Annotated in this window: 29 protein-coding genes; 18 read left to right on the top strand and 11 right to left on the bottom strand. The window is 71.5% G+C overall.

Annotated elements, in window-relative coordinates; all coding sequences use genetic code 11:
* Positions 1–180 precede the first annotated feature (180 nt).
* Positions 181–960 (top strand): CPBP family intramembrane glutamic endopeptidase, encoded by a 780-nt coding sequence (locus RBJ65_RS20820; RefSeq protein ID WP_372341412.1) that lies wholly within the window; start codon positions 181–183, stop codon positions 958–960.
* An 18-nt stretch (positions 961–978) separates the two neighbouring features.
* On the opposite strand, the gene RBJ65_RS20815 is transcribed toward RBJ65_RS20820, so the two are convergent.
* Positions 979–1,791 carry a PhzF family phenazine biosynthesis protein gene (locus RBJ65_RS20815; RefSeq protein WP_306322616.1) on the bottom strand — a complete coding sequence of 271 codons (813 nt, stop codon included), beginning with the start codon at positions 1,789–1,791 and terminating at the stop codon, positions 979–981.
* 183 nt (positions 1,792–1,974) lie between these two features.
* On the opposite strand from RBJ65_RS20815, the gene RBJ65_RS20810 reads away from it, so the two are divergent.
* Entirely contained in the window at positions 1,975–2,625 is a 651-nt protein-coding gene (locus RBJ65_RS20810) for a PadR family transcriptional regulator (RefSeq protein ID WP_306322615.1), read from the top strand.
* Between the two features lie 117 nt (positions 2,626–2,742).
* Here RBJ65_RS20810 and RBJ65_RS20805 read toward each other — a convergent pair whose 3' ends face one another.
* Positions 2,743–3,171, bottom strand: a complete 429-nt coding sequence (locus tag RBJ65_RS20805; RefSeq protein WP_306322614.1) for an SRPBCC family protein — start codon at positions 3,169–3,171, stop codon at positions 2,743–2,745.
* Between the two features lie 257 nt (positions 3,172–3,428).
* Here RBJ65_RS20805 and RBJ65_RS20800 point away from each other — a divergent pair, with 257 nt between their 5' ends.
* From RBJ65_RS20800 to RBJ65_RS20790, 3 genes are all read left to right on the top strand, one after another.
* A complete protein-coding gene (locus tag RBJ65_RS20800) occupies positions 3,429–3,938 on the top strand; it encodes a Clp protease N-terminal domain-containing protein (protein WP_306322613.1) in 510 nt (169 codons plus the stop codon).
* A gap of 126 nt (positions 3,939–4,064) precedes the next feature.
* Positions 4,065–5,078 carry a DMT family transporter gene (locus RBJ65_RS20795; RefSeq protein WP_372341411.1) on the top strand — a complete coding sequence of 338 codons (1,014 nt, stop codon included), beginning with the start codon at positions 4,065–4,067 and terminating at the stop codon, positions 5,076–5,078.
* Positions 5,079–5,361: 283 nt separating this feature from the next.
* Positions 5,362–6,327 (top strand): DMT family transporter, encoded by a 966-nt coding sequence (locus RBJ65_RS20790; protein WP_306322612.1) that lies wholly within the window; start codon positions 5,362–5,364, stop codon positions 6,325–6,327.
* Between the two features lie 4 nt (positions 6,328–6,331).
* Here the strand turns inward: RBJ65_RS20790 and RBJ65_RS20785 are convergent, their stop codons facing one another.
* Entirely contained in the window at positions 6,332–6,982 is a 651-nt protein-coding gene (locus RBJ65_RS20785) for an FMN-binding negative transcriptional regulator (RefSeq protein WP_306322611.1), read from the bottom strand.
* The gene (locus RBJ65_RS20780; RefSeq protein ID WP_306322610.1) at positions 6,982–7,695 is read right to left on the bottom strand and encodes a pyridoxamine 5'-phosphate oxidase family protein; all 714 of its coding nucleotides are present in this window, start codon (positions 7,693–7,695) and stop codon (positions 6,982–6,984) included. Before RBJ65_RS20780 ends, RBJ65_RS20785 begins: the two co-directional genes overlap by 1 nt.
* A gap of 37 nt (positions 7,696–7,732) precedes the next feature.
* Between RBJ65_RS20780 and RBJ65_RS20775 the strand changes: the two genes are divergently transcribed.
* The gene (locus RBJ65_RS20775; RefSeq protein ID WP_306322609.1) at positions 7,733–9,064 is read left to right on the top strand and encodes an aminotransferase class I/II-fold pyridoxal phosphate-dependent enzyme; all 1,332 of its coding nucleotides are present in this window, start codon (positions 7,733–7,735) and stop codon (positions 9,062–9,064) included.
* A gap of 110 nt (positions 9,065–9,174) precedes the next feature.
* Here the strand turns inward: RBJ65_RS20775 and RBJ65_RS20770 are convergent, their stop codons facing one another.
* Positions 9,175–10,137 carry a DMT family transporter gene (locus RBJ65_RS20770; RefSeq protein ID WP_306322608.1) on the bottom strand — a complete coding sequence of 321 codons (963 nt, stop codon included), beginning with the start codon at positions 10,135–10,137 and terminating at the stop codon, positions 9,175–9,177.
* Between the two features lie 75 nt (positions 10,138–10,212).
* Here RBJ65_RS20770 and RBJ65_RS20765 point away from each other — a divergent pair, with 75 nt between their 5' ends.
* Positions 10,213–11,130, top strand: a complete 918-nt coding sequence (locus tag RBJ65_RS20765; RefSeq protein WP_306332159.1) for a LysR family transcriptional regulator — start codon at positions 10,213–10,215, stop codon at positions 11,128–11,130.
* Positions 11,131–11,306: 176 nt separating this feature from the next.
* Here the strand turns inward: RBJ65_RS20765 and RBJ65_RS20760 are convergent, their stop codons facing one another.
* Positions 11,307–11,771 (bottom strand): pyridoxamine 5'-phosphate oxidase family protein, encoded by a 465-nt coding sequence (locus RBJ65_RS20760; RefSeq protein WP_306323231.1) that lies wholly within the window; start codon positions 11,769–11,771, stop codon positions 11,307–11,309.
* 140 nt (positions 11,772–11,911) lie between these two features.
* Here RBJ65_RS20760 and RBJ65_RS20755 point away from each other — a divergent pair, with 140 nt between their 5' ends.
* Positions 11,912–12,595: a cysteine hydrolase gene (locus RBJ65_RS20755; protein WP_306323285.1), complete on the top strand. Its 684-nt coding sequence runs from the start codon at positions 11,912–11,914 to the stop codon at positions 12,593–12,595.
* On the opposite strand, the gene RBJ65_RS20750 is transcribed toward RBJ65_RS20755, so the two are convergent.
* Positions 12,582–13,082 (bottom strand): Rieske (2Fe-2S) protein, encoded by a 501-nt coding sequence (locus RBJ65_RS20750; protein WP_306323232.1) that lies wholly within the window; start codon positions 13,080–13,082, stop codon positions 12,582–12,584. The two genes, RBJ65_RS20755 and RBJ65_RS20750, sit on opposite strands and share 14 nt — an antisense overlap.
* 167 nt (positions 13,083–13,249) lie before the next feature.
* On the opposite strand from RBJ65_RS20750, the gene RBJ65_RS20745 reads away from it, so the two are divergent.
* The 7 genes from RBJ65_RS20745 to RBJ65_RS20715 all read left to right on the top strand — a co-directional run bounded on the left by RBJ65_RS20745 (position 13,250) and on the right by RBJ65_RS20715 (position 19,450).
* On the top strand, positions 13,250–14,059 hold the full coding sequence (locus tag RBJ65_RS20745) for a HipA family kinase (protein ID WP_306323233.1): 810 nt from the start codon (positions 13,250–13,252) through the stop codon (positions 14,057–14,059).
* Entirely contained in the window at positions 14,056–14,445 is a 390-nt protein-coding gene (locus RBJ65_RS20740; protein WP_306323234.1) for a DUF3037 domain-containing protein, read from the top strand. The genes RBJ65_RS20745 and RBJ65_RS20740 overlap by 4 nt, the downstream gene beginning before the upstream one ends.
* A gap of 222 nt (positions 14,446–14,667) precedes the next feature.
* On the top strand, positions 14,668–15,429 hold the full coding sequence (gene fabG / locus RBJ65_RS20735; protein ID WP_306323235.1) for a 3-oxoacyl-ACP reductase FabG: 762 nt from the start codon (positions 14,668–14,670) through the stop codon (positions 15,427–15,429).
* A 17-nt stretch (positions 15,430–15,446) separates the two neighbouring features.
* Positions 15,447–16,214, top strand: a complete 768-nt coding sequence (locus tag RBJ65_RS20730) for an SDR family oxidoreductase (protein WP_306323236.1) — start codon at positions 15,447–15,449, stop codon at positions 16,212–16,214.
* A gap of 164 nt (positions 16,215–16,378) precedes the next feature.
* Positions 16,379–17,956: an ABC transporter substrate-binding protein gene (locus tag RBJ65_RS20725; RefSeq protein ID WP_372341437.1), complete on the top strand. Its 1,578-nt coding sequence runs from the start codon at positions 16,379–16,381 to the stop codon at positions 17,954–17,956.
* Positions 17,957–18,126: 170 nt separating this feature from the next.
* Positions 18,127–18,810, top strand: a complete 684-nt coding sequence (locus RBJ65_RS20720; RefSeq protein WP_306323237.1) for a uracil-DNA glycosylase — start codon at positions 18,127–18,129, stop codon at positions 18,808–18,810.
* A gap of 67 nt (positions 18,811–18,877) precedes the next feature.
* Positions 18,878–19,450: a hypothetical protein gene (locus tag RBJ65_RS20715; RefSeq protein ID WP_306323238.1), complete on the top strand. Its 573-nt coding sequence runs from the start codon at positions 18,878–18,880 to the stop codon at positions 19,448–19,450.
* 35 nt (positions 19,451–19,485) lie between these two features.
* Here the strand turns inward: RBJ65_RS20715 and RBJ65_RS20710 are convergent, their stop codons facing one another.
* Together RBJ65_RS20710 and RBJ65_RS20705 are read right to left on the bottom strand one after the other, a co-directional pair.
* Positions 19,486–19,986, bottom strand: a complete 501-nt coding sequence (locus tag RBJ65_RS20710) for a hypothetical protein (protein ID WP_306323239.1) — start codon at positions 19,984–19,986, stop codon at positions 19,486–19,488.
* A gap of 191 nt (positions 19,987–20,177) precedes the next feature.
* Positions 20,178–20,756, bottom strand: a complete 579-nt coding sequence (locus RBJ65_RS20705; protein WP_372341445.1) for a TetR/AcrR family transcriptional regulator — start codon at positions 20,754–20,756, stop codon at positions 20,178–20,180.
* A gap of 120 nt (positions 20,757–20,876) precedes the next feature.
* Here RBJ65_RS20705 and RBJ65_RS42130 point away from each other — a divergent pair, with 120 nt between their 5' ends.
* From RBJ65_RS42130 to RBJ65_RS20695, 3 genes are all read left to right on the top strand, one after another.
* A complete protein-coding gene (locus tag RBJ65_RS42130; protein ID WP_372341438.1) occupies positions 20,877–21,095 on the top strand; it encodes a hypothetical protein in 219 nt (72 codons plus the stop codon).
* A gap of 94 nt (positions 21,096–21,189) precedes the next feature.
* On the top strand, positions 21,190–21,933 hold the full coding sequence (locus tag RBJ65_RS20700) for an FAD-dependent monooxygenase (RefSeq protein ID WP_372341439.1): 744 nt from the start codon (positions 21,190–21,192) through the stop codon (positions 21,931–21,933).
* 17 nt (positions 21,934–21,950) lie between these two features.
* Positions 21,951–22,856, top strand: a complete 906-nt coding sequence (locus tag RBJ65_RS20695) for a Gfo/Idh/MocA family protein (protein ID WP_306323240.1) — start codon at positions 21,951–21,953, stop codon at positions 22,854–22,856.
* A gap of 200 nt (positions 22,857–23,056) precedes the next feature.
* Here RBJ65_RS20695 and lnt read toward each other — a convergent pair whose 3' ends face one another.
* Positions 23,057–24,625, bottom strand: a complete 1,569-nt coding sequence (gene lnt / locus RBJ65_RS20690; protein ID WP_306323241.1) for an apolipoprotein N-acyltransferase — start codon at positions 24,623–24,625, stop codon at positions 23,057–23,059.
* A gap of 112 nt (positions 24,626–24,737) precedes the next feature.
* Complete coding sequence (locus RBJ65_RS20685; protein WP_306323242.1) at positions 24,738–25,214, bottom strand: nuclear transport factor 2 family protein; 477 nt, start codon at positions 25,212–25,214, stop codon at positions 24,738–24,740.
* Positions 25,215–25,296 lie beyond the last annotated feature (82 nt).

Below are 25,296 nucleotides of genomic sequence, written 5' to 3'. Positions count from 1 at the left end.
GTTGCGATATAAGCGGTGGAGCGGTGGAGGGGAGCGGTGCGCCGAAACTGCGGCGTCGTGGCCCCCCTCGGCCTGTCGCACGCGATCTTCGTACCTGCATTCGAGACCCTAGCGGGGCGCTGTGACGGATGCGGCGGGAATGACCAACTGGAGGCAGGTGTGCAGGTGGAGGCGGAGCCGATGCCGGGTTCTTCCCCCGAAGGGCGGCTCTCACGGCGCTTTTTGCGGGACGAGACGCTGCTCGTTCTGGGGCTTTCGCTCGGTGCGAGCGCTGTGTCCGCGCTCATCAGTTTCGTCGGCTCTGTCACGAAACCCGGCGGCCTCAAGGACCAGGCGGCGACCCTCAACGCCTCGGCCGCGCCCGGCCGTCCGTGGCTCGACCTCGCCTGGCAGCTGTTCGGCATCGCGAGCGCGCTCGTGCCGGTCGCGCTCGTCGCGCACTTCCTGCTCAGGGAGGGCGAGGGGATGCGCACGATCGGCTTCGACCGGAAGCGGCCGTGGTTCGACACGGGGCGCGGGGCCGCGGTGGCCGCCGTCATCGGCAGCACCGGCATCGCCTTCTACCTGGCCGCCCGTGGCCTCGGCTTCAACCTCACGGTGGTGCCGGAGGCGCTGCCCGACGTGTGGTGGAAGTACCCGGTGCTGATCCTCTCCGCGGTGCAGAACGCCGTGGTGGAGGAGGTCATCGTCGTCGGGTATCTGCTGCGCAGGCTCGGCCAGTTGGGGTGGTCGCCGGGCACGGCGCTCGTCGCGTCGTCCGTGCTGCGCGGCTCGTACCACCTGTACCAGGGCATCGGCGGGTTCTTCGGGAACCTCGCGATGGGCGTCGTCTTCGTGTTCCTGTACCGGCGGTGGGGGCGGGTCGGGCCACTGGTGGTGGCCCATTCCCTCTTGGACATCGGGGCGTTCGTCGGATACGGGCTGCTCGCGGGGAAGGTGGGCTGGCTGCCCACTCCGTAGTCCGCCGGGGGGTACACGTCACACGTTGAGTTCCCCCTCGATGGTGGTGACCGCGTGGCCGGTGAGGAGGGTGCGCTCGCCGCGCAGGGCGACGCGGACGAGGCCGCTGCGGGCGGAGGCCTGCAGCCCGGTCAGCTCGTCGCGGCCCAGGCGCGCCGCCCAGTACGGGGCGAGCGCCGTGTGCCCGCTCCCGGTCACCGGGTCCTCGTCGATGCCGACGTTCGGGAAGAAGCAGCGCGACACGAAGTCGTAGCCCTGGGCGGGGGCCGCGGCGCGCGCGGTGGCGATGACGCCGCGCTTCGAGTGGCCCGCGAGCGCCCTGAAGTCGGGGGCGAGCGCCCGCACGGTCTTCTCGTCGGCGAGTTCGACGACGAGGTCGCCGAGCGAGGACCCCGTGTCGTGCACGGCGATCGGCTCGGCGCCCAGGGCCTCGGCGAGTCCGGCGGGGGCGGCGGACTCCTCGGTGAGCGGGGCCGTCGGGAAGTCCAGGGTGAGCGAGCCGTCCTCACCCGGTGTCGCCACGAGCACGCCACTCAGCGTCGCGAAGCGCACCGGGCCCTGCGTCACCCCGGTGGAGTGCAGCACGTGGGCGGTGGCCAGGGTGGCGTGCCCGCACATGTTGACCTCGGTGGCGGGCGTGAACCAGCGCAGCGCCCAGTCGGCCTCGCCGCCCTCGGGCAGCGGGTGCGCGAAGGCGGTCTCGGCGTGATTGACCTCAAGGGCGACGCTCTGCAGCCAGGCGTCGTCCGGGAAGGCGTCCAGGAGCAGGACGCCGGCGGGGTTGCCGGCGAAGGGCCGGTCGGTGAAGGCGTCGACGATACGAATACGCATGTCACGCACGGTAGTTGAGCCCACTGACAACGGGCCAAGGCCAATCCGGGGTGTCTGGCCTCTTTTCCCGTTCCCGGCCGGGGCTTGCCAGCCGAATAGTTCCGATATATCGTTGAGGCATCGCGATCGGTTGATGATCGCGGTCAACGAAACCCACGATCAGTTGTGAAAGGACTGATTCCCATGCGTAACCACGGACACGACCACGGACATGAACACTTCGGCCCCGGCCTGCACGGCAGGGGTGGATTCGAGCGCGGCTTCGGCGGCCCCGGGGGTCCCGGTGGCTTCGAGGGTCGGCGCGCGGCGTTCGGGCCCTTCGGGCCCGGCTTCGGCGGACCCGGCGGCCCCGGCCCCTGGGGCGGTCGCGGCGGCCGCGGTGGCGGGCGCGGACGGGCGCGGCGCGGAGATGTGCGCGCCTCGATCCTGGCCCTCCTGAAGGACCGCCCGATGCACGGCTACGAAATGATCCAGGAGATCGCCGAGCGCAGCGGCGGCGCGTGGAAGCCGAGCCCCGGCTCGGTCTACCCGACGCTTCAGCTGCTCGAGGACGAGGGTCTGATCGCCAGCGCGAGCGAGGGCGGCAAGAAGCTCTTCTCGCTCACCGACGACGGCCGTTCCGCCGCCGAAGAGGGGCCCGACGCCCCTTGGGAGGAGGCCGGCCGCGGCGTCGACTGGGAGGCCATGAACGAGATCCGGACGGCGAGCTTCGGGCTCATGGAGGCCTTCGGGCAGGTCTGGAAGACCGGTGACAAGGAGCAGCGCGACAAGGCGATCTCCGTCATCAACGACGCGCGCAAGAAGCTGTACCTGATCCTCGCCGACGAGGACTGAGCCCCGTGCGGGCTCGGACCGTTGGCAGAGCGCGGAAGAGGCGTCCCGTACGAACAGTGCGGGGCGCCTCTTCGCGTACGTACGTAGTACGTGGACGTACGTAGTACGTACGGAGGCTCAGGTGACCAGGCCGTTCAGCTTGCGCAGTGACTCGTCGAGCGCGGCCGTCGCCGAGTCCTTGAGCTTGCCCGCCATCAGCGAGACCGCCGCGCCCGTGAACTCGCCCTTGATGCGGGCCGTCGTCGCGTCGCCGTCCGGCGCGAGCGAGTAGTGCATGAACAGATTCACGCCCATGGGGCCCTTGCCCCTGATGGCGAAGGTGCGGGCGGTCTCCAGCTCCTCGATGGTCCAGGTGACCTCGGCCGGGAAGCCCATCAGCTTCATGTTCTCCTCGAACTGGCCGCCCACCTCCAGGGATGCGGGCCCACCCTTCGGGAAGTCGGTGTGGGTGGCGTTCCACTTCCCGTACGAGGAGAAGTCGGTGAGCTGCGCCCAGACCTTCTCCGCGGGTGCTTCCATGCGGGCTTCCGCGCTGACTTCGGCCATGTGGCCACCCCTTTGAGTCGTGAGCCATGACGGGCTTCGGTGTCGCGTCGTCGCGGAAAGTAGCCGTGTGGCCTCGAACATTCAATACTGATGAACCGTCAGATCTTGGTCCGTGTGTCCCGGTCCCCTCGGGGAGAACTGGCTCGATCTCATCCGTAAGGAGGAGATGTTCATGATCAGTGCCCAACCTGTGTCGGACCCGAAAATGCTCCTCCTCGCGGATGTTCCCGCCGGTCGGCGCTGATGGGGTGGGGCATGTGCATAGTTCAACCCCGTCCGACGCCGGTGCGATCGGCCCCACCAGTGAAGAACCTGTAGACGCCCAGCTCAGCGACGAGCTCGCGGCGGTCGTCGCGGGGGCTCGGCGGCGTGCGGTCAGGGACGGGGACCGGCAGATCGACACGGCGCACCTGCTGCACTCCCTCCTCGAGACGGACCCCGACGTGCGCGCCGCCTTCCCGGAGGGCGAGCAGGTCGTGCGGCTGCTCGGCTATCTCGTGCAGCGCAGCATCGGGTACGGGCTGCGCTGGCAGGGCTCGGTGGAGGACTCCGGCGCCGTGCCCGTCGTGCCCACCGCCCCCGGCTGGTCGCCCGTCGCGGCCGCCGCGATGGAGGCGAGTGTGGAGCGGGCCGTGTCCCGAGGGGACGAGTTGGCGCGCGGCGTCGATGTGCTCGCCGCGCTCGCCGCGGATGTCGAGTGCCGGGCGGTCGAGGTGCTCGGCCGGGCCGGGGTCGATGTGGAGCGGCTGCGGCAGCGGCTCAACTGATCAACTGCGGCAGCGGCTCAACTGGTCAACCGGCCGCGTGTGCAAGGGGTTCGCGACCGTCCCTCGCGTCCATCCCGTGAGACAGGGGTCAACGGGGATGACGCTCCTGACGGTCCCTGTCATGATGTGCCGGTGCACGAGTCAACGGTGTCTTCGGGGAAGCAGGCAACCCGCGGGCGCGGCATGGGACTGGGCCTCGCCCTCCTCTCCGCGCTCGCGTTCGGCGGTTCGGGAGTGGCGGCCAAGCCGCTGATCGAGGCGGGCCTCGACCCGCTCCACGTGGTGTGGCTGCGCGTCGCGGGCGGCGCCCTCGTCATGCTGCCGGTCGCCTGGCGGCACCGCGCGCTCGTGCTGCGCCGGCCCGCGCTGCTCGCCGGGTTCGGACTGCTCGCGGTCGCGGGCGTCCAGGCCTGCTACTTCGCCGCGATCTCCCGCATCCCCGTCGGAGTCGCCCTGCTCATCGAGTACTTGGCGCCCGCGCTCGTGCTCGGCTGGGTCCGCTTCGTCCAGCGCAAGCCCGTGACGCGCGCCGCCGCGATCGGCGTCGTGATCGCCGTCGCGGGCCTCGCGTGTGTCGTCGAGGTGTGGTCGGGGCTCGGCTTCGACGCGCTCGGCCTGCTGCTCGCGCTCGGCGCGGCCTGCTGCCAGGTCGGCTACTTCGTGCTGTCCGACCACGGCGGGGGCGCGGACGCGGAACCGGCGGACGTGCCCGATCCGCTGGGTGTCATCGCGTACGGGCTCCTCATCGGCGCCGCGCTGCTCACGGTCATCGCCCGCCCCTGGGGCATGGACTGGTCGGTGCTCGCGGGCAACGCCTCCATGGACGGCACGTCGGTGCCCGCCTGGCTGCTGCTGTGCTGGATCGTGCTGCTCGCCACGGTCGTCGCGTACGTCACCGGGGTGGTGTCCGTACGTATGCTCTCGCCGCAGGTGGCCGGGGTCGTGGCCTGCCTGGAAGCGGTCGTCGCGACGGTCCTCGCCTGGGTGATGCTCGGCGAGCACCTGTCGGCGCCGCAGTTGTTCGGCGGGGCGATGGTCCTGGTCGGCGCGTTCATCGCGCAGTCGTCGAAGCCGGAGGCCGCACCGGTGCCCGATGAGGCGCCGGAAAACGTGTTGTCGCGGTCCGGCGGGGCTGTCTAGGGTGCCGGGCATGCACGCACGAGCACTCGTCTTCTTCTCTCCGCCGGCCGTCTAGGGCCCGCCCGGCCGTCGTTGCCGGGTCCGGTTCGTCCGGGGGATCCGCCACGGTGACCGCCACCTGCAGGTGCCGGTCCGAGCCGTGCTGTCGCAGTGATCCCCGGGCGCCGTGCAGGGCCCCTGCCGCGGGCGGTGCTTCCCGGTGTGGGCGCGGCCGTCCGCCGACGACGGTCCGTGTTCCCGGCCCCCGGCGCGTACCGGAGGGCCGCTCTCCGTGGAGTGTTTCGTGTCGGATGCCGTGAAGGCGGGGGCGCTCGCGCCTGCCGCCGCTTCTGCCGTACGTCAATTGTCGGTCGCCCGGGGCCTGCTGTACCTCGTCGTCGCCGGGCTCGCCTGGGGCACCGCTGGGGCCGCCGCCTCGCTGGTGTTCCGCGCCAGTGACATGGGGCCCGCCGCGCTGTCGTTCTGGCGGTGCGTGGGCGGGTTGGTGCTGCTCGTCCTCGCGCGCGTGACGCGGCGGACACCCCGCCCGGTGTCGTACGAGACGTGGGGGCGCAAGGTGGTGCGGCTCGGCGTGCTCGGGGTGTCGCTCGCCGTGTTCCAGACCGCCTACTTCGCCGCCGTGCAGGCCACCGGGCTCGCCGTGGGCACCGTCGTCGCGCTCGGCGCGGGACCCGTGTTCATCGCGGTGGGCGCGCGCGTGCTGCTCGGGGAGCGGCTCGGCGTCGGTGGCCTGGTGTCCGTGGCCGGGGCACTGGGTGGGCTCGCGGTGCTCGTGCTCGGCGGTGGGGAGGCGACCGTGCGGCCGAGCGGCGTGCTGTGGGCGCTGCTGTCGGCGGCCGGGTACGCCGTGATGACGCTGCTCACCCGGTGGTTCGGGCGGCGCGGCGGGGGAGGCGGCGGGCTCGGCACGACCGTCGGCACGTTCGCCGTCGCCGCGCTCGCGCTGCTGCCGCTGGGCGCGGCCGAGGGCCTGGTGCCGCACACCGGTCACCACCTCGCCGTGCTCGGCCTGTTGGCGTACATCGTGTCGGTGCCGACCGCGCTCGCGTACGCCCTGTACTTCGCGGGCGCCGAGGTCGTGCGCTCCGCCACCGTCTCCGTGATCACGCTCCTCGAACCGGTGAGCGCAGCCGTCATCGCGGTCGCGCTGCTCGGCGAGGAGCTGACCGCGGCGACCGTCGTGGGCACGGCGCTGATGCTCGCGGCGGTGACCGGCCTCGCGGTGGCGGAGGCCCGGTCGACCGGCTGACTTCCTACGCGGGCTGGTGGCGCCGCCGACGCTGCGTGGCCAGGGCGGCGGCGTCGCGCGGATCGCCGCGCCCGGCGAGGCCGGTGGATATCTTGTCCTGGACCTCTTCGGGCTTGTGCCCGGCGTACTTGAACTTGGCGCGTACGTCGGTCACTTCGAGCAGCAGGCCCCGGATGCCCGGCAGCATCCGCCCGTACGGGGCTTCGCCCGCGGCCACCGGCACGGACATGCCGGGCGGCTGGAAGTGGCCCACCTGCCGGTTCAGGAGCGCCGCCTTCTCCTCGGGATCGTCCACCACGCGCGCGGTGCAGCGCAGTTGGACGGCGGCGTAGAAGCTGGTCGGTGTGCCGTGCTCCGGCGGGACGTCGGCCGGCGCCTGCCAGGGGCCCGGCACGAACGCGTAGTCGTCGACGACGCTCAGCAGCACCTCCGGGTGCGCGTCGAGCGCGGGCCACAGGGGGTTGGGGCGGGCGAGGTGGGCGACGACCTCGCCGTACGCGCCCGCGCCCTGAGGGTCGTACGCGAAGTGCATGGGCTGTACGAAGGGGGGTTCGCCGTCCAGGCCGTTGACGGCGAGCTGCCCGAAGTCGTGGGCGGCGAGCCACTGTTGCCACTCGGCGGTGTCGCGCGCCGCGTCCCAGGGGTGGATCAGCATCACAGCCCCTTCAGGTACGAGGGGACGTCGATGCCTTCGGCGAGGTCGTCGGAGGGGATCAGCTCGCCGTAGCCGCGCTGCACCGGGACGACGCCCGCCCAGTGCGGCAGCTCCATGTCCTCCGGCTCGTCGTTCGGGCCGCCCGCGCGGACCTTCGCGGAAACCTCGGAGAGGTCGAGGCGGAGCACGGCCGTCGCGGCGAGCTCCTTGGCGTTCGCGGCGCGGGAGTCGGCGGCGCGGCCGTCCACCACGTGGTCGACGATCGCGTCCAGGGCGAGCCGCTTCTCCTCGGCGTCCGTGACCTGGTGCGCCGTGCCGTGCACCACCACGGAGCGGTAGTTGATGGAGTGGTGGAAGGCGGAGCGGGCGAGGACCAGGCCGTCGACGTGCGTCACGGTCAGGCACACGGGCAGACCGGGGTCCCGCTGCCCCGCCATGCGCAGCGGGCGCGAGCCGCTGGACCCGTGCACGTAGAGCCGCTCGCCGACCCGGCCGTACAGCGTCGGCAGCACGACGGGGGCGTCGTCGCGGACGAAGCCGAGGTGGCAGATGTACGTCTCGTCGAGTATCGAGTGCACCAGTTCGCGGTCGTACGCGGCGCGCTCCTTGGCGCGGGTCGGGATCGTGCGGTCCGTGGGCGCGTAGGAGGCGGGCGAGTCCGTGGCCGGCGGGGTGGTCGGCTGTGCGGCTGACTGGTCCTGGGCGACGCTCATGTTGCGAACTCCATTGTACTAGTGCAAAATATTGTTTGTGCTAGGAGAGTATCCGATCAGTGGGAGTCGCGCAGCGGAGATTCGCGCGAGCGTCGAGCGTGCGGTGATCGCCGGAGACCTGGAGCCGGGCCAACTGCTTCCGCCCATGCGGGAGTTGGCGGAGCGGCTCGGGGTGAATCCGAATACGGTCGCGGCCGCGTACCGCTCGCTGCGCGAGCGCGGGGTCATCGAGACGGCCGGGCGGCGCGGCAGCCGGGTGCGCCCGAAACCGGCCATCACCGGGCGCGAGGCCATCCGCGTGGACGTGCCGGAGGGGGTGCGGAACGTGTCGGACGGCAACCCCGACACCGCGCTGCTGCCCTCGCTCGTCGAGGCGTTCACCGCCGCGGCGACCGTCGCCGACAACGAACCGGTGCTGTACGGGGACGACTCCCTGGAGCCGGAGTTGGTGCGCCGCGCGCGGGCAGGGCTCGACGCGGACGGGGTGCCGCCCGGCCCCGTCGCCGTGGCCTCCGGTTCGCTCGACGCCATCGAGCGGGTGCTCGCCGTGCACCTCAGACCGGGGGACGCGGTCGCAGTGGAGGACCCCGGCTGGGGCAGCGTGCTCGACCTCGTGCCCGCGCTCGGGCTGCGGACGGTGCCGGTCGGGGTGGACGACGAGGGGCCGCTGCCGGACGACGTGGAGCGGGCGCTCGGCGCCGGGGCGCGCGCCCTGGTGGTCACCGACCGGGCGCAGAACCCGACCGGGGCGGCGGTGAGTTCGGCCCGCGCGAAGGCGCTGCGGGCGGTGCTGGCCGCGTACGAAGAGGTGCTGGTCATCGAGGACGACCACGGCCACGGCATCGTCGACCTGCCGCTGCACCCGCTCGCCGGGGCCACCTACCACTGGGCGTTCGTCCGCTCGGTGGCCAAGGCCTACGGCCCCGATCTACGGCTCGCCGTGCTCACAGGGGACGCCACTACGGTCGACCGGGTGCGCGGCCGGCAGCGGCTCGGGCCCGGCTGGGTCAGCCGCATCACACAGCGGGCCGTGGCCGGGCTGTGGGCGGCCGGGGCCGTGGACGCGGGGGCGGTCGCCGCGTCGTACGGGGAGCGGCGTGACGCGCTGATCGCCGCGCTCGCCGAGCGGGGTGTGGTGGCGCACGGGCGCAGCGGAATGAACGTGTGGGTGCCGGTGCCGGACGAGACCGGGGCGGTGGCGCGGTTGCTGCATGCCGGGTGGGCGGTGGCGCCGGGGGCGAGGTTTCGGATGGAGGCGGCGCCGGCAGTGCGGATTACTGTTTCCCGGTTGGGGGTTGCGGAGGTGGGGGCGGTTGCGGATGCGGTGGTGGGGGCGACGAGGGTGGGGTCGGATCGGAGGTATGCGTGAGCGTGAGCGTGAGCTTGGGCGTGGGGGCTGTTGCGGGGTCCGGGGGTGCGCGCTGGGGCTCTGCCCCAGACCCCGCTGCTCAATCGCCGCAGGGGCTTGAATGGCCCCAGTTAGCTTCGGGGGCGGGGCTTTGATTGGGTGAGGGCGGCGCCGGCCAGGACGATGGCGGCGCCGATCGGGGTTGACCAGGTCAGGGATTCGCCGAGGACCGCGACGCCTGCCGCTGTCGCGATGACCGGCACGAAGTACGTGACCATCTGCGCCGTCGTCGGGCCGACCTCGGCCACGAGGCCGTACTGGATGAGGAACGCCACGCCCGTGCCGAGCGCGCCCAGGGCGGCGATCGCGAGCAGCGGGCCCATCGCGAAGCGCGTCGGCCAGGACGTGAACAGCGGGGTGACGACGGCCAGTTGGGCCGTGGCCAGGAGGAGCTGCGCGCCGATCATCGTCAGGTTCGACTCGCCCGGATTCGCCAGCGTACGGCGCAGGTAGATCCAGCCGACGGGGTAGCTGAGCGAGGCGAGCAGCGCCATCGCCGTGCCCGCCACGTCCAGGCCGTGGAAGCCCTGCCACACACCGAGCACGGTCAGCACGCCGAGGAAGCCGATGCCCAGGCCCGCGACCCGGCGCCGGGTGGGCCGGTCCTCGGAGAGCGCGACCAGCGACAGCGCCATGCCCCACAGCGGCGACGTCGCGTTGCAGATACCGGCGAGCGTCGACGGGATCGTCTCCTCGGCGAACGAGAAGAGCGAGAACGGCAGCGCGTTCAGGAAGAACGCCACGACCGTCAGGTGCCCCCAGGTACGGGCCCGGCGCGGCAGCCCCTGACGCTTCACGATCATGGCCACGGCCAGCACCGCCGTGCCGAACACCAGGCGGCCGAGCGTCACCTGGAACGGGGCGAAGCCCTCCGTGCCCACCTTGATGAGCAGGAAGCTGAAGCCCCAGATGAGGGCGAGTACGCCGAAGCGGATGCGCCAGTCGAAGGTCCGGTGCGGGATGGCGATGGGGGTGGTCGCTGCGGCGGAGGAGGTCGCGGAGGTCGAGGCTCGGCGCGCGGTCGTCGTGCTCATGGGGACCAGGTTGGCTCCGCGTATCGTCGTAGCACAAGCGAGATTCTTTGCCTGGTACCCATTAGCATCGCTTACATGTTGAACCTGGAGCGCCTGCGCGTCCTGGACGCCCTGGCCCGGCACGGATCCGTCAGCGGCGCGGCCGAGGGGCTGCACGTCACCACGTCCGCCGTCTCGCAGCAGATGGCCAAGTTGGAGCGCGAGGCCGGGCAGCGGCTGCTCGCCAAGCGGGGGCGCGGGGTGCGGCTCACCGACGCGGGGCGGCTGCTCGCGGAGCACGCGGCGCGGATCCTGTCGCAGGTCGAGCTGGCGCAGTCGGATCTGGAGGCGCAGCGCGGGCAGGTCGTGGGGGAGCTGCGGATCTCCGCGTTCCCCACGGCGGCGCGCGGCTTGTTTCCGGGGGCGCTCGGGGCGTTGCGGGAGCAGCATCCGCAACTGCGGGTGCGGTCACAGGAGTTGGAGCCCGAGGTGGCGGTGTCCGGGGTGATCCGTGGTGACCTCGACCTCGCTGTCGTACTCGACTGGTACAACAAGCCCATGCCGATGCCCGAGGGGCTGGTCAAGGCCGCCGTCCTCGACGATCCCGCCGATGTCGCGATGTCGGTGGACCATCCGCTGGCGGGGCGCGAGGAGGTCGGGCTCGAGGAGTTCGCCGACGACGAGTGGATCACTTGGGGGCAGGGGGAGTTCTGTCACGAGTGGCTGATGTTCACGTTGCGGGGCAAGGGGGTCGAGCCCAAGGTGGGGCATCGGGCCGCCGAGACGCATACGCAACTGGGGCTGGTGGCGGCGGGGTTGGGGGTGTGTGTCGCGCCGTTGCTCGGGCGGGATCCGATGCCGGAGGGGGTGGTGGCGGTGCCGGTGCGGCAGAAGGTGCGGAGGCATGTGTATGTGGTGTGGCGGGCCGATGCGGATCGACGTCCGTCGATTCGGGCGGCGGTGCGGGCGCTTCAGAAGGTGGGGGCGGATTTGGGGCGGCTGGTCGGTGGGTGACGTTGCCCGGGGGTGTCGGCTGGCCGGGGGTGACGACTCGGGGCTCTGCCCCGGGCCCCGCTCCTCAATCGCCGGAGGGGCTTGATGTGGCGGAGGGGGCTTGATGTGGCGGAGGGGGCTTGATGTGGCGGTGGGGGCTTGATGTGGCGGTGGGGGCTTGATGTGGCGGTGGGGCTTCAAATGGACAGTTTGCGGAAGTCCCACGAAGTGATTTTGGTGGGGGTCAGGCGGGCCCAGGCGTGACGGGTGTCGTAGACCATTTCGGGCATGCCGAAGTTCTTCTGGGCGAAGAGGCGTTCGGGGGCGTCGAGTTCGGGGTGGGGTTCGCCGGTGCGGGGGGATTCGCCGACGAATTCGATGTGGCCGGAGAGTTCGACGCCGCGCAGCTCCCCGTAGTCCTCGCCCGCGTCGACCACCACCGCCACCCGGCCGTCGGCCCGCAGGTCGGCCCAGCGGCGGCTGCGGGACAGGGAGTAGAGCCACAGGGACGTGCCGTCCCAGGCGAACCAGAGCGGGCTGACGTGCGGCGTGCCGTCCGCCGATACCGTGGCGACGCGGCAGGTGCGCTGTTCGGCGAGGAACGCGTCGCGCTCCTCGGGCGACATCATGATCTTCCGGCCGCGGCGCTGGGCGGTGGTCATGCGGGCTCCTTTGTTCCTGTCCGGTATTCTCGTCCGGTGTCTGACTCTGCGTCAGGAACGCAGCATGCTGTCTCTTCCATGCATACGCAATGGTGGGTAGCCTCCAGCCGCCCGAAACAGCGGACTGGCAGGGGGCGTTCATGTCGTCGTACGGGAAGTCGTACGGGAAGCTGGCCGAGTCGCTCGACCCGGCGAGCACGGTGCTGCTGACCGTCGAGTGTCAGCGGGGAGTCGTGGGGAGCGACAGCGCGTTGCCCGAACTCGCCGAGCAGGCGCGGGCGTCGGGGGCGCTGGACCATGTGGCCCGGCTCGTGGGAGCCGCCCATGAGTGCGGCGTGCAGGTCGTGCACGCCGTCGCCGAGCGGCGGGCCGACGGGCGTGGGGCCAGTCGCAACGCCCGGCTCTTCCGGGCCGCCGAGCGGCTGCCCGTGAAGCAGTTGACGGGGTCGGACGCGGTGCGGGTCGTGCCGGAGATCGAGGTCGCGGAGGAAGACCTCGTCGTACGGCGGCTGCACGGGCTTTCGCCGATCGCCGGGACCGACGTCGACGCGCTCCTGCGCAATCTCGGCTGCCGGACGCTGGTCGTCACCGGGGTCTCCGCCAACGTAGCCATCCCGAACGCGGTGTTCGACGCCGTGAACCTCGGTTACACGGTGGTCGTGCCCAGGGACGCCATCGCGGGGGTGCCCGCCGAGTACACCCCCGCGATGATCGACAACACGCTCGCCCTGGTCGCCACCGTGGCGACGACCGCGGACGTGCTGGGCGTCTGGAAGCGCCCGGCAGCGGAAGAGGCGCCCGAAGGGCGCGCTACGCCAGCGTGATCGAGTCGCCGCTGACCTTGATCTGCTTCTCCTCCAGCGGCTTCGTGGCCGGCGGGTGCGACACGCTGCCGTCCTCGATGGAGAACTTGCTGCCGTGGCAGGGGCAGTCGATGCTGCCGCCGGCGACCTTGTTGACCTTGCAGCCCTGGTGCGTACAGACGTTGGTGAACGCCTTGAACTCGCCCGGCTTGGGCTGCGTCACCACCATCCCGGCGTCCGCGAGGACCTTTCCGCCGCCCTCCGGGATGTCCGAGGTCTTGGCGATCTCCTTGCCCTTGTCGCCGCTGCCCGAGGACGCGTTGCCCGAGGACTCACTGCCCGAGGACTCACTGCCCGAGGACGCGTTGCCCGCCGGCTGCGACGTGTCCTCGTCCGAGCCGCCGCACGCGGTCAGCGCCGCGGCGATCCCGGCGGCGCCGACCGCCGAGACGACGGTGCGGCGCGACGGGACGTGGCTCGTGGTCGCGGGCTCCTGCGAAGCGGTCATGGGTGGGGGTTCCTTCCATCGGTTCGTTCGGTCGGATCGAGAGCTGTGATCGAGAGCTGTGATCGAGCGTTGTGATCGAGGGCCGTGCGGATCCCGTGGGGTTTCCCTGTGGTACGTACGGTGATCCCTCGACGTTCAACGCCTTCCCGATCTCATAACCTGGGCGCATGCTCACCGAAGTCACCGCGACCCGCTATGTCACCCCATTGAGGGAAGGCGGATCGCTGCCCGGTCTCGTCGAGGGCGTGGACCACGTCCCGTACGTCATGAAGTTCACCGGCGCGGGACAGGGGCGCAAGACGCTCGTCGCCGAGGTGATCTGCGGGCAGCTGGCCCGCGCGCTCGGCTTCCGCGTGCCGGGGCTCGTCACGCTCGACCTCGACCCGGTGATCGGTCTCGGCGAGCCCGACCAGGAGGTGCAGGAGCTGCTCAAGGGGAGCGGCGGCAGCAACCTCGGCATGCGGTTCCTGCCGCGGGCGCTCGGCTTCGACCCGCTGGCGTACGTCGTCGATCCGGCGGAGGCGGGCCGGATCGTCTGGTTCGACGCGCTGATCAACAACGTCGACCGGTCCTGGCGCAACCCCAACATGCTGGTCAAGGGCGGCGAGCTGTGGCTCATCGACCACGGCGCCAGCATGATCTGGCACCACAACTGGCGGGGCGCGGCGGCCTGGGCCGACAAGGCGTACGACGCGAGCGATCACGCCCTCGCGCCCTTCGGGCCCGACATCGAGTCGGCCGCCGCCGAACTCGCGCCGCGCGTCACCGAGGAGCTGATCGCCGAGGCCGCCGCCGACGTACCCGACGTATGGCTGACGGACGAGCCCGGCTTCGACACCCCGGACGCGGTGCGCCGCGCGTACGTCGAGACGCTACGCGCGCGTGCCGCCACGATTCACGAACGCGTCGCGCTGCCCGCCGGCGGCGCCCGACCCGCCGGAACTCCCGGCTGGGTGACCGAAGGAGCAGCCCGATGAGCACGCGCGAGCGTCACGTCTTCGAGTACGCCCTGCTGCGCGTCGTACCGAGCATCGAGCGCGGCGAGCAGATCAACGCCGGGGTCGTCGTCTACTGCCGCGCCAAGTCCTTCGTCACCGCCCTCACCCACCTCGACGAGAAGCGGCTGCTCGCCCTCGACCCCGAGGCCGACGTCACCGGTGTCCGGGCGGTGCTCGGCGCCGTCGAGCGGCACTGCGCCGGGGGCGAGGCCGCGGGTCAGGCCGGGGAGGACGATGCCGGGCGGCGCTACCGCTGGCTCGTCGCGCCGCGCTCCACCGTGGTGCAGCCGGGACCCGTGCACACCGGCCTGACCGCCGACCCGGCCGCCGAGGCGGCGCGCCTGCTCGACCTGTTGGTGCGCTGAACGACCGGTTCCGGGGCGCTGAACGATCGGTTCCGGGACGCCGGACGACCGGGCCCGGGCGCTGAATGCCCGGCTCCGGTACGGCAAGTGATCAGCGGCACCTGGTGGCCACGTTGACACCGGGTGCCAGGGCTTCTAGCGTCGCTCGCACAGGGTACTAAGCGGTTGCTCACCCGCACCGGACGGAGCGGCCGCACCTCTAGGGCGAGGAGACCGAAGAGCATGTCCACCACTGAGCAGCGCGTAGCGATCGTCACGGGAGCCGCGCGCGGCATCGGCGCCGCCACCGCGATCCGTCTGGCCGAAGAGGGCCGCGCCGTCGCCGTGATCGACCTCGACGAGGCCGCCTGCAAGGACACCGTCGAGAAGATCACCGCCGCCGGTGGCAAGGCCCTTGCCGTCGGCTGCGACGTCTCCGACGAGGCGCAGACCGAGGCCGCCGTCGCGCGCATCGCCGAGGAGCTCGGCGCCCCCACGATCCTCGTGAACAACGCGGGCGTGCTGCGCGACAACCTGCTGTTCAAGATGAGCGCCAACGACTGGGACACGGTCATGAACGTGCACCTGCGCGGCGCGTTCCTGATGTCGAAGGCCGTCCAGAAGCACATGGTGGACGCCAAGTTCGGCCGCATCGTGAACCTGTCCTCGTCCTCGGCGCTCGGCAACCGCGGCCAGGTCAACTACTCCGCCGCCAAGGCCGGTCTGCAGGGCTTCACGAAGACCCTCGCCAAGGAGCTCGGCAAGTTCGGCGTCACCGCCAACTCCGTCGCCCCCGGCTTCATCGTCACCGACATGACGGCGGCCACCGCCGAGCGCGTCGGCATGGGCTTCGAGGAGTTCCAGGCCGCCGCCGCGACCCAGATCCCGGTGCAGCGCGTGGGCCGCCCCGAGGACATCGCCAACGCCATCGCCTTCTTCACCGGCGAGGCCGCCGGATTCGTCTCGGGCCAGGTCATGTACGTGGCCGGCGGACCGCTCAACTGAGGCCGGGGGAAACGGACATGACCACTTCCGCACTCCCGGAGCCCTCCGGAAAGGTCGCCCTCGTCACGGGTGCGAGCCGCGGCATCGGCTACGGCGTCACCGAGGCCCTCGTCGCGCGCGGCGACCGCGTCTGCATCACCGGACGCGGCGAGGACGCCCTCAAGGAGGCCGTCGAGCGGCTCGGCTCCGACCGCGTCATCTACGTAGCGGGCAAGGCGCACGACGAGTCCCACCAGGCCGCCGCCGTCGAGCGCGCCATGGAGGCGTTCGGCCGCGTCGACTACCTCGTCAACAACGCCGGTACGAACCCGGTGTTCGGCCCGATCGCCGACCTCGACCTGAACGTGGCGCGCAAGGTCTTCGAGACCAACGTCGTCTCCGCGCTCGGCTTCGCCCAGCAGACGTGGAAGGCGTGGCAGCGGGACAACGGCGGCGCGATCGTCAACATCGCGTCCGTCGCCGGCGTCTCCGCCTCGCCGTTCATCGGCGCGTACGGCGTCAGCAAGGCCGCCATGGTCAACCTGACGCTGCAGCTGGCGCACGAGTTCGCGCCGCAGGTGCGGGTCAACTCGATCGCCCCGGCGGTCGTGAAGACCAAGTTCGCCGAGGCCCTCTACGAGGGCCGGGAGGCCGAGGTCGCGGCGACGTACCCGCTGGGCCGGCTCGGCGTGCCGGAGGACATCGGGGGCGCCGCCGCGTTCCTGACCTCCGATCAGTCCGGCTGGATCACCGGGCAGAACCTCGTCGTGGACGGCGGCAAGTTCCTCAACGCAGGCGTCGAATAGATCCGTCGTGAGCGGCCCGCGCCGACGTCAGATTCCGGGCGTTGGCGACAACGTCCGACAAAGGGTCGCGCTCCTGAAGTGCCCCGCCGGTTCAACCAGTTGAACCGGCGGGGCACTGCGATATTGTCGGCCGACCTTGGCATGGCTGATCGAGGAGCGAGCGCGTGTTCAACCGGTTCCTTGCCCCGCGCGCGTGGGCGGCATTCGCGTCGATGACCCTGCTCGCCGGGTGCGGGCTGATGGGGTCGAGCGAGGGTTCCGACGAGAAACCCATCGCCGTGGGCACCACCAGCGTGCCGAGCACGCTGGACCCCGCGGCGTCCTGGGACGGCTCCTGGGAGCTGTTCCGCAACGTGTACCAGACGCTGGTGTCCCTGCCGTCGGGCGCCGCCGAACCGCAGGCGGACGCGGCCGAGTGCCGCTTCGAGGACTCCGCCAACCGCGTCTACCACTGCGAGCTGCGCGAGGACATGAAGTTCTCCAACGGCGACGCGCTCGACGCGAAGGCCGTGAAGTACTCCATCGACCGGGTCCGCAAGGTCGGCGGGGGCGGCGGCCCGGCGGGTCTGCTGGGCAGCCTCGACCGCGTGGAGACGCGGGGTGAGCGAGGAGTAACGTTCCGCCTCACCAAGCCGGACGCGACCTTCCCGTTCGTGCTCTCCACCCCCGCCATGTCGATCGTCGACCCCGACGACTACCCGGCCGACTCCGCGCGCCGCGACGGCAAGGTGACCGGTTCGGGGCCGTACGCGCTCCAGTCGTACGTCGACGGCCGCAAGGCCGAACTCGTACGCAACGAGCACTACGACGGCTTCGCGAACCGCAAGAACAACGCGGTGACGATCCGCTACTACAAGACGTCGTCCGCGATGGTCGACGCCCTGAAGGCGAAGAAGATCGACGCGACCTTCCGCGGGCTCGCGGCCGACGACATCATGCGCCTCCAGGACAAGCAGGCCGCAGGCGGCCTGCAACTCGTCGAGGGCGCGGGCACGGAGATCAGCTACCTGGTCTTCAACCCGAAGGACCCGTGGGCGGGCAAGACCGCCGTGCGCCGCGCGGTCGCCCAGATCGTCGACCGCGGGGCCATCGCGGAGAAGGTGTACGCGAACACCGTGGAACCGCTGTACTCGATGGTCCCCAGGGGCCTCGCGGGCCACACCACCGACTTCTTCGACGAGTTCAACGAACCGAGCGCGGCGAAGGCCGCCGAGATCCTCTCCAAGGCGGGCATCAACGCGCCCGTCCCGCTCACCCTCTGGTACGCGTCCGACCGCTACGGCTCCGCCACCAAGCCCGAATTCGAGGAGCTCAAGCGGCAGTTGGAGGCGTCGAAGCTGTTCGACGTGACGCTCAAGAGCCGCCCCTGGAAGTCCTTCGAACAGGGCTACAAGAAGGGCGAGTACCCGGTGTTCGGGCGCGGCTGGTTCCCCGACTTCCCGGACGCCGACAACTTCATCGCCCCCTTCGTGGGCAAGAAGAACGCCCTGAGTACGCCGTACGACTCGCCGGAGATCACCGACCAACTGCTGCCGCAGTCCCGGAAGGTGAGCGACCGCGGCGCCGTGGTGCGGCAGTTCGAGCAGGCCCAGCACATCATGGTGCGGGACGCGCGGCTGCTGCCGCTGTGGCAGGGCAAGCAGTACATCGCGGCGAGCGAGGAGATCTCGGGCGGGGAGCGGGCGCTCGACCCGTCGACGATCATGATGATGTGGGAGTTGCACCGCAAGACGAGTTGGTGAGACGGGTTCCTCAAGGGGTCGGCCGGGGGCGGGCTCGTCGGATGCGGGCTCGTCGGGTGCGGGCGTCGATTGTCAGTGGGCGCCGGTAGGTTTTTGGGTGTCGATGCGACCGCGTCCCCGGCACGGTGGGGCGCGGGAGCGCACTAGCCCGTACCCCGGAGGTTGTTGACGTGACCGACACCGCGATGCTGCCCGAGTCCTGGCGCGGCGTCCTCGGCGACGAACTGCAGAAGCCCTACTTCAAGGAGCTGACCGAGTTCGTCGAGGAGGAGCGCGCCAAGGGTCCCGTCTACCCGCCGCGCGAGCAGGTCTTCGCCGCGCTCGACGCGACGCCGTACGACAAGGTCAAGGTCCTCGTCCTCGGCCAGGACCCGTACCACGGCGAGGGTCAGGGGCACGGCCTGTGCTTCTCGGTGCGGCCCGGGGTGAGGACGCCGCCGTCGCTGCGGAACATCTACAAGGAGATGCAGGCCGAGCTCGGCACCCCGATCCCCGACAACGGATATCTGATGCCGTGGGCCGAGCAGGGCGTGCTGCTGCTCAACGCGGTGCTCACGGTGCGGGCCGGCGAGGCCAACTCGCACAAGGGGAAGGGCTGGGAGAAGTTCACGGACGCGGTGATCCGCGCCGTCGTCGAGCGGCCGGACCCGGCGGTGTTCGTGCTGTGGGGGAACTACGCGCAGAAGAAGCTGCCGCTCATCGACACGGAGCGGCACGCGGTGGTGAAGGGCGCGCACCCCTCGCCGCTCTCGGCGCGCAAGTTCTTCGGCTCGCAGCCGTTCACGCAGATCAATGACGCGATCGCGGCGCAGGGGCACACGCCGATCGACTGGGCGGTGCCGGATTTGGGGTGAGTGGCGGTTAGCGTCACTGGGTACGACATTCCGGACATAGTGGTCGGGGTCGAACTTGGAGGAGACAGTGGAAAAGCAGCGTGAACAGGCGGCGGGTGACGCCATGATGAGCCGCATCGGGCAGGCGGTCATGCTGCACCACGGCGGCGACCGCGAGGAGGCGCAGGGCCGCCTCCTCGGACTGTGGGCGGAGATCGGCGAGGACGGTGACGCGCTGCACCGCTGCACGCTCGCGCACTACATGGCCGACACCCAGGACGACCCCTCGGACGAACTGGCCTGGGATCTGCGTGCGCTGTCCGCCGCCGACTCCCTCACCCAGGAGCGGCTCAGCGAGCACGAGGGGTCCCTCGCGGTGCGGGCGTTCTATCCGTCGCTGCATCTCAACCTGGCGGCGGACTACGTGAAGTTGGACCGCCCCGCCGCGGCGCGCAGCCACTTGGCGCGGGCCCGCGCGGCGGCGGGGGCGTTGGGGGACGACGGGTACGGGGACGGGGTGCGGGCCGCCCTCACCCGGCTCGAGGAGAAGGTGGCCGGGATGGGGGCGGGGGCCGGGGAACCGGGTGATGGGGGTGGGGTCGGGCGTGATGACGGGTGGTCTGGCGGGGAGCCGTTGGGGCCGCCGAGGAGTGGGGGGTGAGGGGGTGAGAGGGGGGAGGGGGTGAGGGGCGTAGGTCAATTGCCGTACGTGTCGCGGCAGATGGCCGACTGGGGGCTGTCCGGGTCCCACTTGCCGTACTTGCGGCCCAGCGCGCAGACGTCGGGGTGGCCGGGGGCGGTGCCCGGTGGCTGGCCGACGACCGGGAGGCGTGGGGCCTGTGGGGCTTCGGGGGCGGCCGGCCGGTGCGGCGCGGGGTGAGACTTCGGGGGTGTGCGGTGGGGTGCCGGGGTGGCGGCGCCGGGTGGGGGTGGCTGCTCGGCGTCGGGGGGCGAGGTGTGGTGCGGCGCGGTCGACTTCATCCGTTCCAGGGCCTCGCGGGCGGGGGCCTGGACGACCGGGTGGTGGTTGGTGTGGCCGTCTGGGCGGGGGGCCGGGGCGGAGACCGAGGGGGAGGGTGGGGTGTTGGGGGTGGTGGGTGGTGTGTGGACGCTGACGCAGCCGGTGGTGGATACCGCGGCGGCGGCTGCGGCGGCGGCCGTGAGCAGGATGGTGGTGGGGGTTGTGGTTCTGGGCACGGGGCCACTTTCGTGGAGAACCGGGGGGTGGGGGTGGGGTCGTCGTGATGATGCCCCGCATGGGTGACGTGGGGGTGTGTTGTGTTGTGTTGCGCTGGGGGTCTCCTACGTCGCGGGGCTCTGCCCCGGGGCCCGCTCCTCAAGCGCCGGAGGGGCTGGAAGGATTGGGGCGCTGCCCCATGCCCCGCTCCTCAAGCGTCGGAGGGGCTTGAATTGCCAGGGTTGCTTGGGCTGGTGAGGGATGGGCTGAGCATGGCGTTGAGGAGTTCGGTGTAGCCCGTGCGGAGGTCCGGGAGGGTGGGGGTGGAGGTGTGGAAGGAGCCTGCCACGCAGGAGAACATGATGCCTTCCGTCCAGGCCACCAGGGAGAGGGTGTGGCGTTCGGGGGTGGGGGAGCCTGCCGCTTGGAGGAGGGCGGTCAGGGGTTCGCGGAATTGGCGGGCGGTTTCGTCGCAGAAGGTGCGGAGTTCGGGGCGGCGGGTGGCTTCCAGGGCCAATTCGTAGCGGCAGATGAGGAGTTGGGGGTGGTGGGTGAGGTAGCGGTGGAGGGCGAGGGCCATGCCGTCGGCCAGGGAGGCGGGGCCGCCGGTCGGGGTCGGTAGTTCGTCCACCGAGAGGACCTGGCTCTCGCGCGCCGCGAGTCGGCGTACCGCCGTCTCCAGGAGGGCGAGGCGGGTGCGGGCGTGGTTCGAGGTGGAGCCCTGGGGGAGGTGGGCGGTCTCGTCGACAGCGCGGTGGGTGAGTCCGCGCATGCGACGACAACGCGGCAGATGTGCGTGCCAGGGCCCGCGACTCCGGCAAGATCCGTCAGAAGGGCCCTAAGTGACGAGATCCGGGCGCTGGAAGCGTGGGAGGGGGACGGTGGGCTGCTCACGCCGAAGGGGCGGTGGGTGTCGCGCGCCGACCCGAAGCTCGCGGCCGAGCGGTTCGGCGGGTCCATTGTGCTGTTGCGTCGGGCGACGTTGGTCGACAAGTTGGCCGGTGGGGTGCCGGGTGCCGGGTGCCGGGTGGCGTTGTGCGTGTCGGGGTCGAGGCGTGGCTCGTGGATCCGGGTGATCCGGGTGATCCGGGTGATCCGGGTGATCCGGGTGATCCGGGTGTCCGGGTGATTCGGGCCGTTCTGCGTGCGTAGGTACCGACGACGGGGAGATCGAGGCGGAGTTGGTCGTCGCGGCCGACGGGATCGGGTCGGGTGTGCGGGGCGTGCTCTCTCCTGAGCATCCCGGCACCGCATGCACCGGCTTCACCACGTGGCGGGTGCTCGTGCCGCCGCTCGGCCGGCCCTTCGCCCAGCATGAGACCTGGGGGCCCGGCCGGATCTGGGGCACCCACCCCTTCGCCGACGGCACCGTCTACGCGTACGCGGCGGCCATGGCGCCGGCCGGGCGGCGGGCTCCCGGCGGTGACGAGAAGGCGGAGCTCCGGCGGCTGTACGGGAGTCGGCACGATCCGATTCCGGCGATCCTCGACGCCGTCGAGCCGGGGCAGGTGCTGCGGCACGACGTGCACCAGATCGCCGAGCCGCTGCCCGCCCACCACCGCGGCCGGGTCGCGCTCCTCGGCGACGCCGCGCACGCCATGGCGCCGACCCTCGGCCAGGGCGGCAACCAGGCCATCGAGGACGCGGTCGTCCTCGCCCACCACGCCGCGCCCGACGCCCCGCTCGACCTGGCCGGTTACACGGCCGCGCGACAGCCTCGTACGACACAGCCTCGTACGACGATGATCGCGCGCGAGGTGATGACCGTGAGCCGCGTCAACATGACCGCGAACCGGCCGGTGATCGCCCTGCGGAACGCGGCGATCCGTGCCGTCGGCGCGCTCGGGCCCGCCTTCCTGCTGCGCGGCATGGACGGCATCGCGGACTGGCGGCCGCCTCAGCGGGGGCGCTGTCCGGGCGTACCCCCGTATGCTGCCGGGATCCGCAACCCGCCATCGGAGCCCTGAAGAAGGAGCACACAGACGTGAAAGTCGGCGTCATCGGACTCGGAGACATCGCCAAGAAGGCGTACCTGCCGGTGCTCGGCGCGCAGCCCGCGCTCGAACTGCACCTGCAGACGCGGACGCCCGCGACCCTGACCGAGGTCGCGGACCAGCTCCGCGTGCCCGAGCCGCAGCGCCACGCCGACCTCGACGCGCTGCTCGCGCAGGGGCTCGACGCCGCCTTCGTGCACGCGCCCACCGCCGTGCACCCGGAGATCGTGGCGCGGCTGCTGGAAGCGGGCGTCGCGACGTACGTCGACAAGCCGCTCGCGTACGAACTCGCCGACTCCGAGCGGCTCGTGCGGCTCGCCGAGGAGCGCGGCGTGAGCCTGGCCGTCGGCTTCAACCGGCGGTACGCGCCGGGGTACGCGCAGTGCGTCGAGCATCCGCGCGAGCTGATCCTGATGCAGAAGAACCGCGTCGGGCTGCCCGAGGAGCCGCGCGCGATGGTCCTCGACGACTTCATCCACGTCGTCGACACGCTGCGGTTCCTGGTACCGGGGCCTGTCGACGACGTGAGTGTGCGGTCGCGGGTCGTGGACGGGTTGCTCGAGCACGTGGTGCTGCAGCTCGCGGGTGACGGGTTCACGGCGATCGGCGTCATGAACCGGCTGAGCGGGTCGACGGAGGAGGTCCTGGAGGTGTCCGGGCAGGACTCCAAGCGGCAGGTGCTGAATCTCTCCGATGTGGTTGACCACAAGGGGCAGCCCAGTGTTCGGCGGCGGGGGGACTGGGTGCCGGTGGCGCGACAGCGGGGTATTGAGCAGGCCGTGTTGGCGTTTCTTGATGGTGTGCGGGCGGGGAAGGTGTTGAGTGCGAGGGATGCGCTTGTCACGCATGAGCTGTGTGAGCAGGTCGTGCGTGAGGTGCGGCAGGGCTTGGCCTAGCGGACGTCGAGTGTTCCGCTCGGCCTGCGACGGCGTTGCGGACCCGGGGCTCTGCCCCGGACCCCGCTGCTCAATCGCCGCAGGGGCTTGAAATGCCGCAGTGGCCGCAGGGGTTTGAAGGCTGGACCTCGGTGCTCTATCGCCGCAGGGGCTTGAAATGCCGCAGTGGGCGCAGGGGTTTGAAGGCTGGGCCTCGCTGCTCAGTCGCCGCAGGGGCTTGAAGGGCGAAGTGGCCGCGGGGGCTTGAAAGGCAGGCGGCGTGTGGCGTCGAGGGCGGCCAGCAGTGCCAGCACCGTTACCGCTCCGTGTACCGGCCAGTCGCCGAAGCGGACGTAGAGGGTGGTGCCCTGTGCGGTTGGTACGTCGTAGACGTGGGAGGTGCTGGCCGAGGTGGCGAGCCAGGGGCCGGCGGGGGTGCCGGTCGGGGCGTAGACCGCGGATACTCCGGTAAGTGTCGCGTGGACCATGGGGCGGCCGGTCTCCGCGGCTCGTAGCGCGGCCAGCGAGGCGTGCTGTTCGGGGGCCCAGCTGTGCTGGAACGTGGAGGTCGAGGACTGGGCGAGGAGTATCTGCGCGCCGTCCTCCGTCAACTGCCGTGTCATGTCGGGGAACGCCGACTCGAAGCAGACCAGTGGGCCGACCCGCAGTGAGCGTTCGCCGTGGCGGACGTCCATCACGACCTGTCGTGTGCCGCGCATGCGGTCCTCGCCCGCCGCCTTGCCGACCGATGTCGCCCAGCCGAGCAGCGAGCGCGCGGGCACGTACTCGCCGAAGGGGACGAGGCGCATCTTGTCGTAGTGGTCGCCGGTGAGGCCCTTGGGGCCGACCAGCACCGAGCTCTTGTATATGCCCTGGCCCGAGCCGTCGGCGGCGCGGCGGCGGGCGTCCACGTTGACGAGGATCTCCGCGTCGACCTCGCGGGAGAGCGCCGCGAGCCGGGCCGCCAGGTCGGGGCGGCGGGGCAGGTCGAGGCCGACGCTGCTCTCGCCCCACACCACCAGGTCGGCGCCCCGGCCCGCCAGTTGACGGGTCAGCGCCACCTCGCGGTCGAAGCGGTGCTGAATGCTGCCCATGCCGTCGACCACCCCCGGCTGCACCACCGCGATCCGCGCCCGCCCGTCCGTCTCGGGCCGCGGCGCCCACGCCCACGCGGCCCCGGTGACCGTGACCGTCGCGACGAGCCCGGCCACCGCAGGAGCCCGGGCGCCGCGCGCGACGACGAGCAGTGTCACACCGGTGTTGACGACCAGCACCAGCAGGCTCACCAGCCACACCCCGCCCACCGACGCGAGCCGCAGCGCGGGCACCAGTTCCCACTGGCTGGAGCCGAGCAGGCCCCACGGGCCGCCCAAGCCCTCCCAGGAACGGACCAGTTCGACCATCAGCCACGCCGAGGGGACGGCGACGAGCGCGGTCGCCGCCTGCCCCGGTGTCGGGGTGCCGTGCAGCAGCCGCCGCAGCAGCCACCCCCACGGCGCCCACAGCGCGCCGAGCAGCGCCGCGAGGACGACTGTGAACACGTGCAGGCTCGGCAGCAGCCAGTGGTGCACCGCCAGCATGAACCCGAGACCGCCGAGCCAGCCGTCGAGAGCCGCCCGGCGCGGTGTCGCGGCCGAGCGCGCGAGCAGCATCCACGGCACGAGCGCGACGTACGCGAGCCACCACAGCGAAGGCGCCGGGAACGCGAGCGCGGGCAGCGCGCCCGCGCCGACCGCCGCGGCGCCCCGCCACCAGGGCGAGGTGTCGAGCCGCTGCCGCCACCGCTCCATCCGCCGCGCCTCCCGACTCGTACGCCGTACGTTGTACGGTTTGCCCAGTTCCCTCAGTGTGCGCGCCGCAGGTGATCGACGACAGTGCGCGCCGGGCGGGGCGGGGGAGCGGTCAGCTGCCTGTCTCGGCCCGCCGGGGGACGCGGCGCCACTTCTCGTAGACCGTCACCCGGTGCAATCGCCAACCATTTTCCGTACGCATGAGATCGAAGGCGTACCGGCCGCCGCAGATGAAGTCGGGGGCCGTCGAGTCGCCGTCGCCCGCGAAGCGCATCGGGTTGAAGTAGTCGGCCCGGACGCGGGCCGTGTCGCCGATGTCGCGGTCGACGGTGTCGAAGCGGATCCGTCGGTTCACGATCAGGTGCTGGCGCATCGGGAACAGCTCCATCGTCGTCGAAAGCCACGCCGCGATCTCCTCGGCGCTGCCCTCCACCCCTCCCGCCTCCCGGTAGTCGGCGCGGCCGTTCGGTTCGAACAGGGCGCGGTACGCGGCCCAGTCCCCGTCGTCCACGGCCGCGGCGTAGTCCGTCACCAACTCGTCGACGGCGAGCCGGTCGAGGACGGTCGCGAGTTCCACACGCTGCGTCATCGGCTCAGTTTCGGGCCCCCGGTGCACAGAGCCAAGAGTCGTGCGGGGCCGGAATGCCGGTGGGTAGGATGGCGCGGACGAA

The sequence above is a fragment of the Streptomyces sp. KL109B genome (assembly GCF_030766935.1).
Taxonomy (GTDB): domain Bacteria; phylum Actinomycetota; class Actinomycetes; order Streptomycetales; family Streptomycetaceae; genus Streptomyces.
This window is presented reverse-complemented; position numbering and strand designations above follow the sequence as displayed.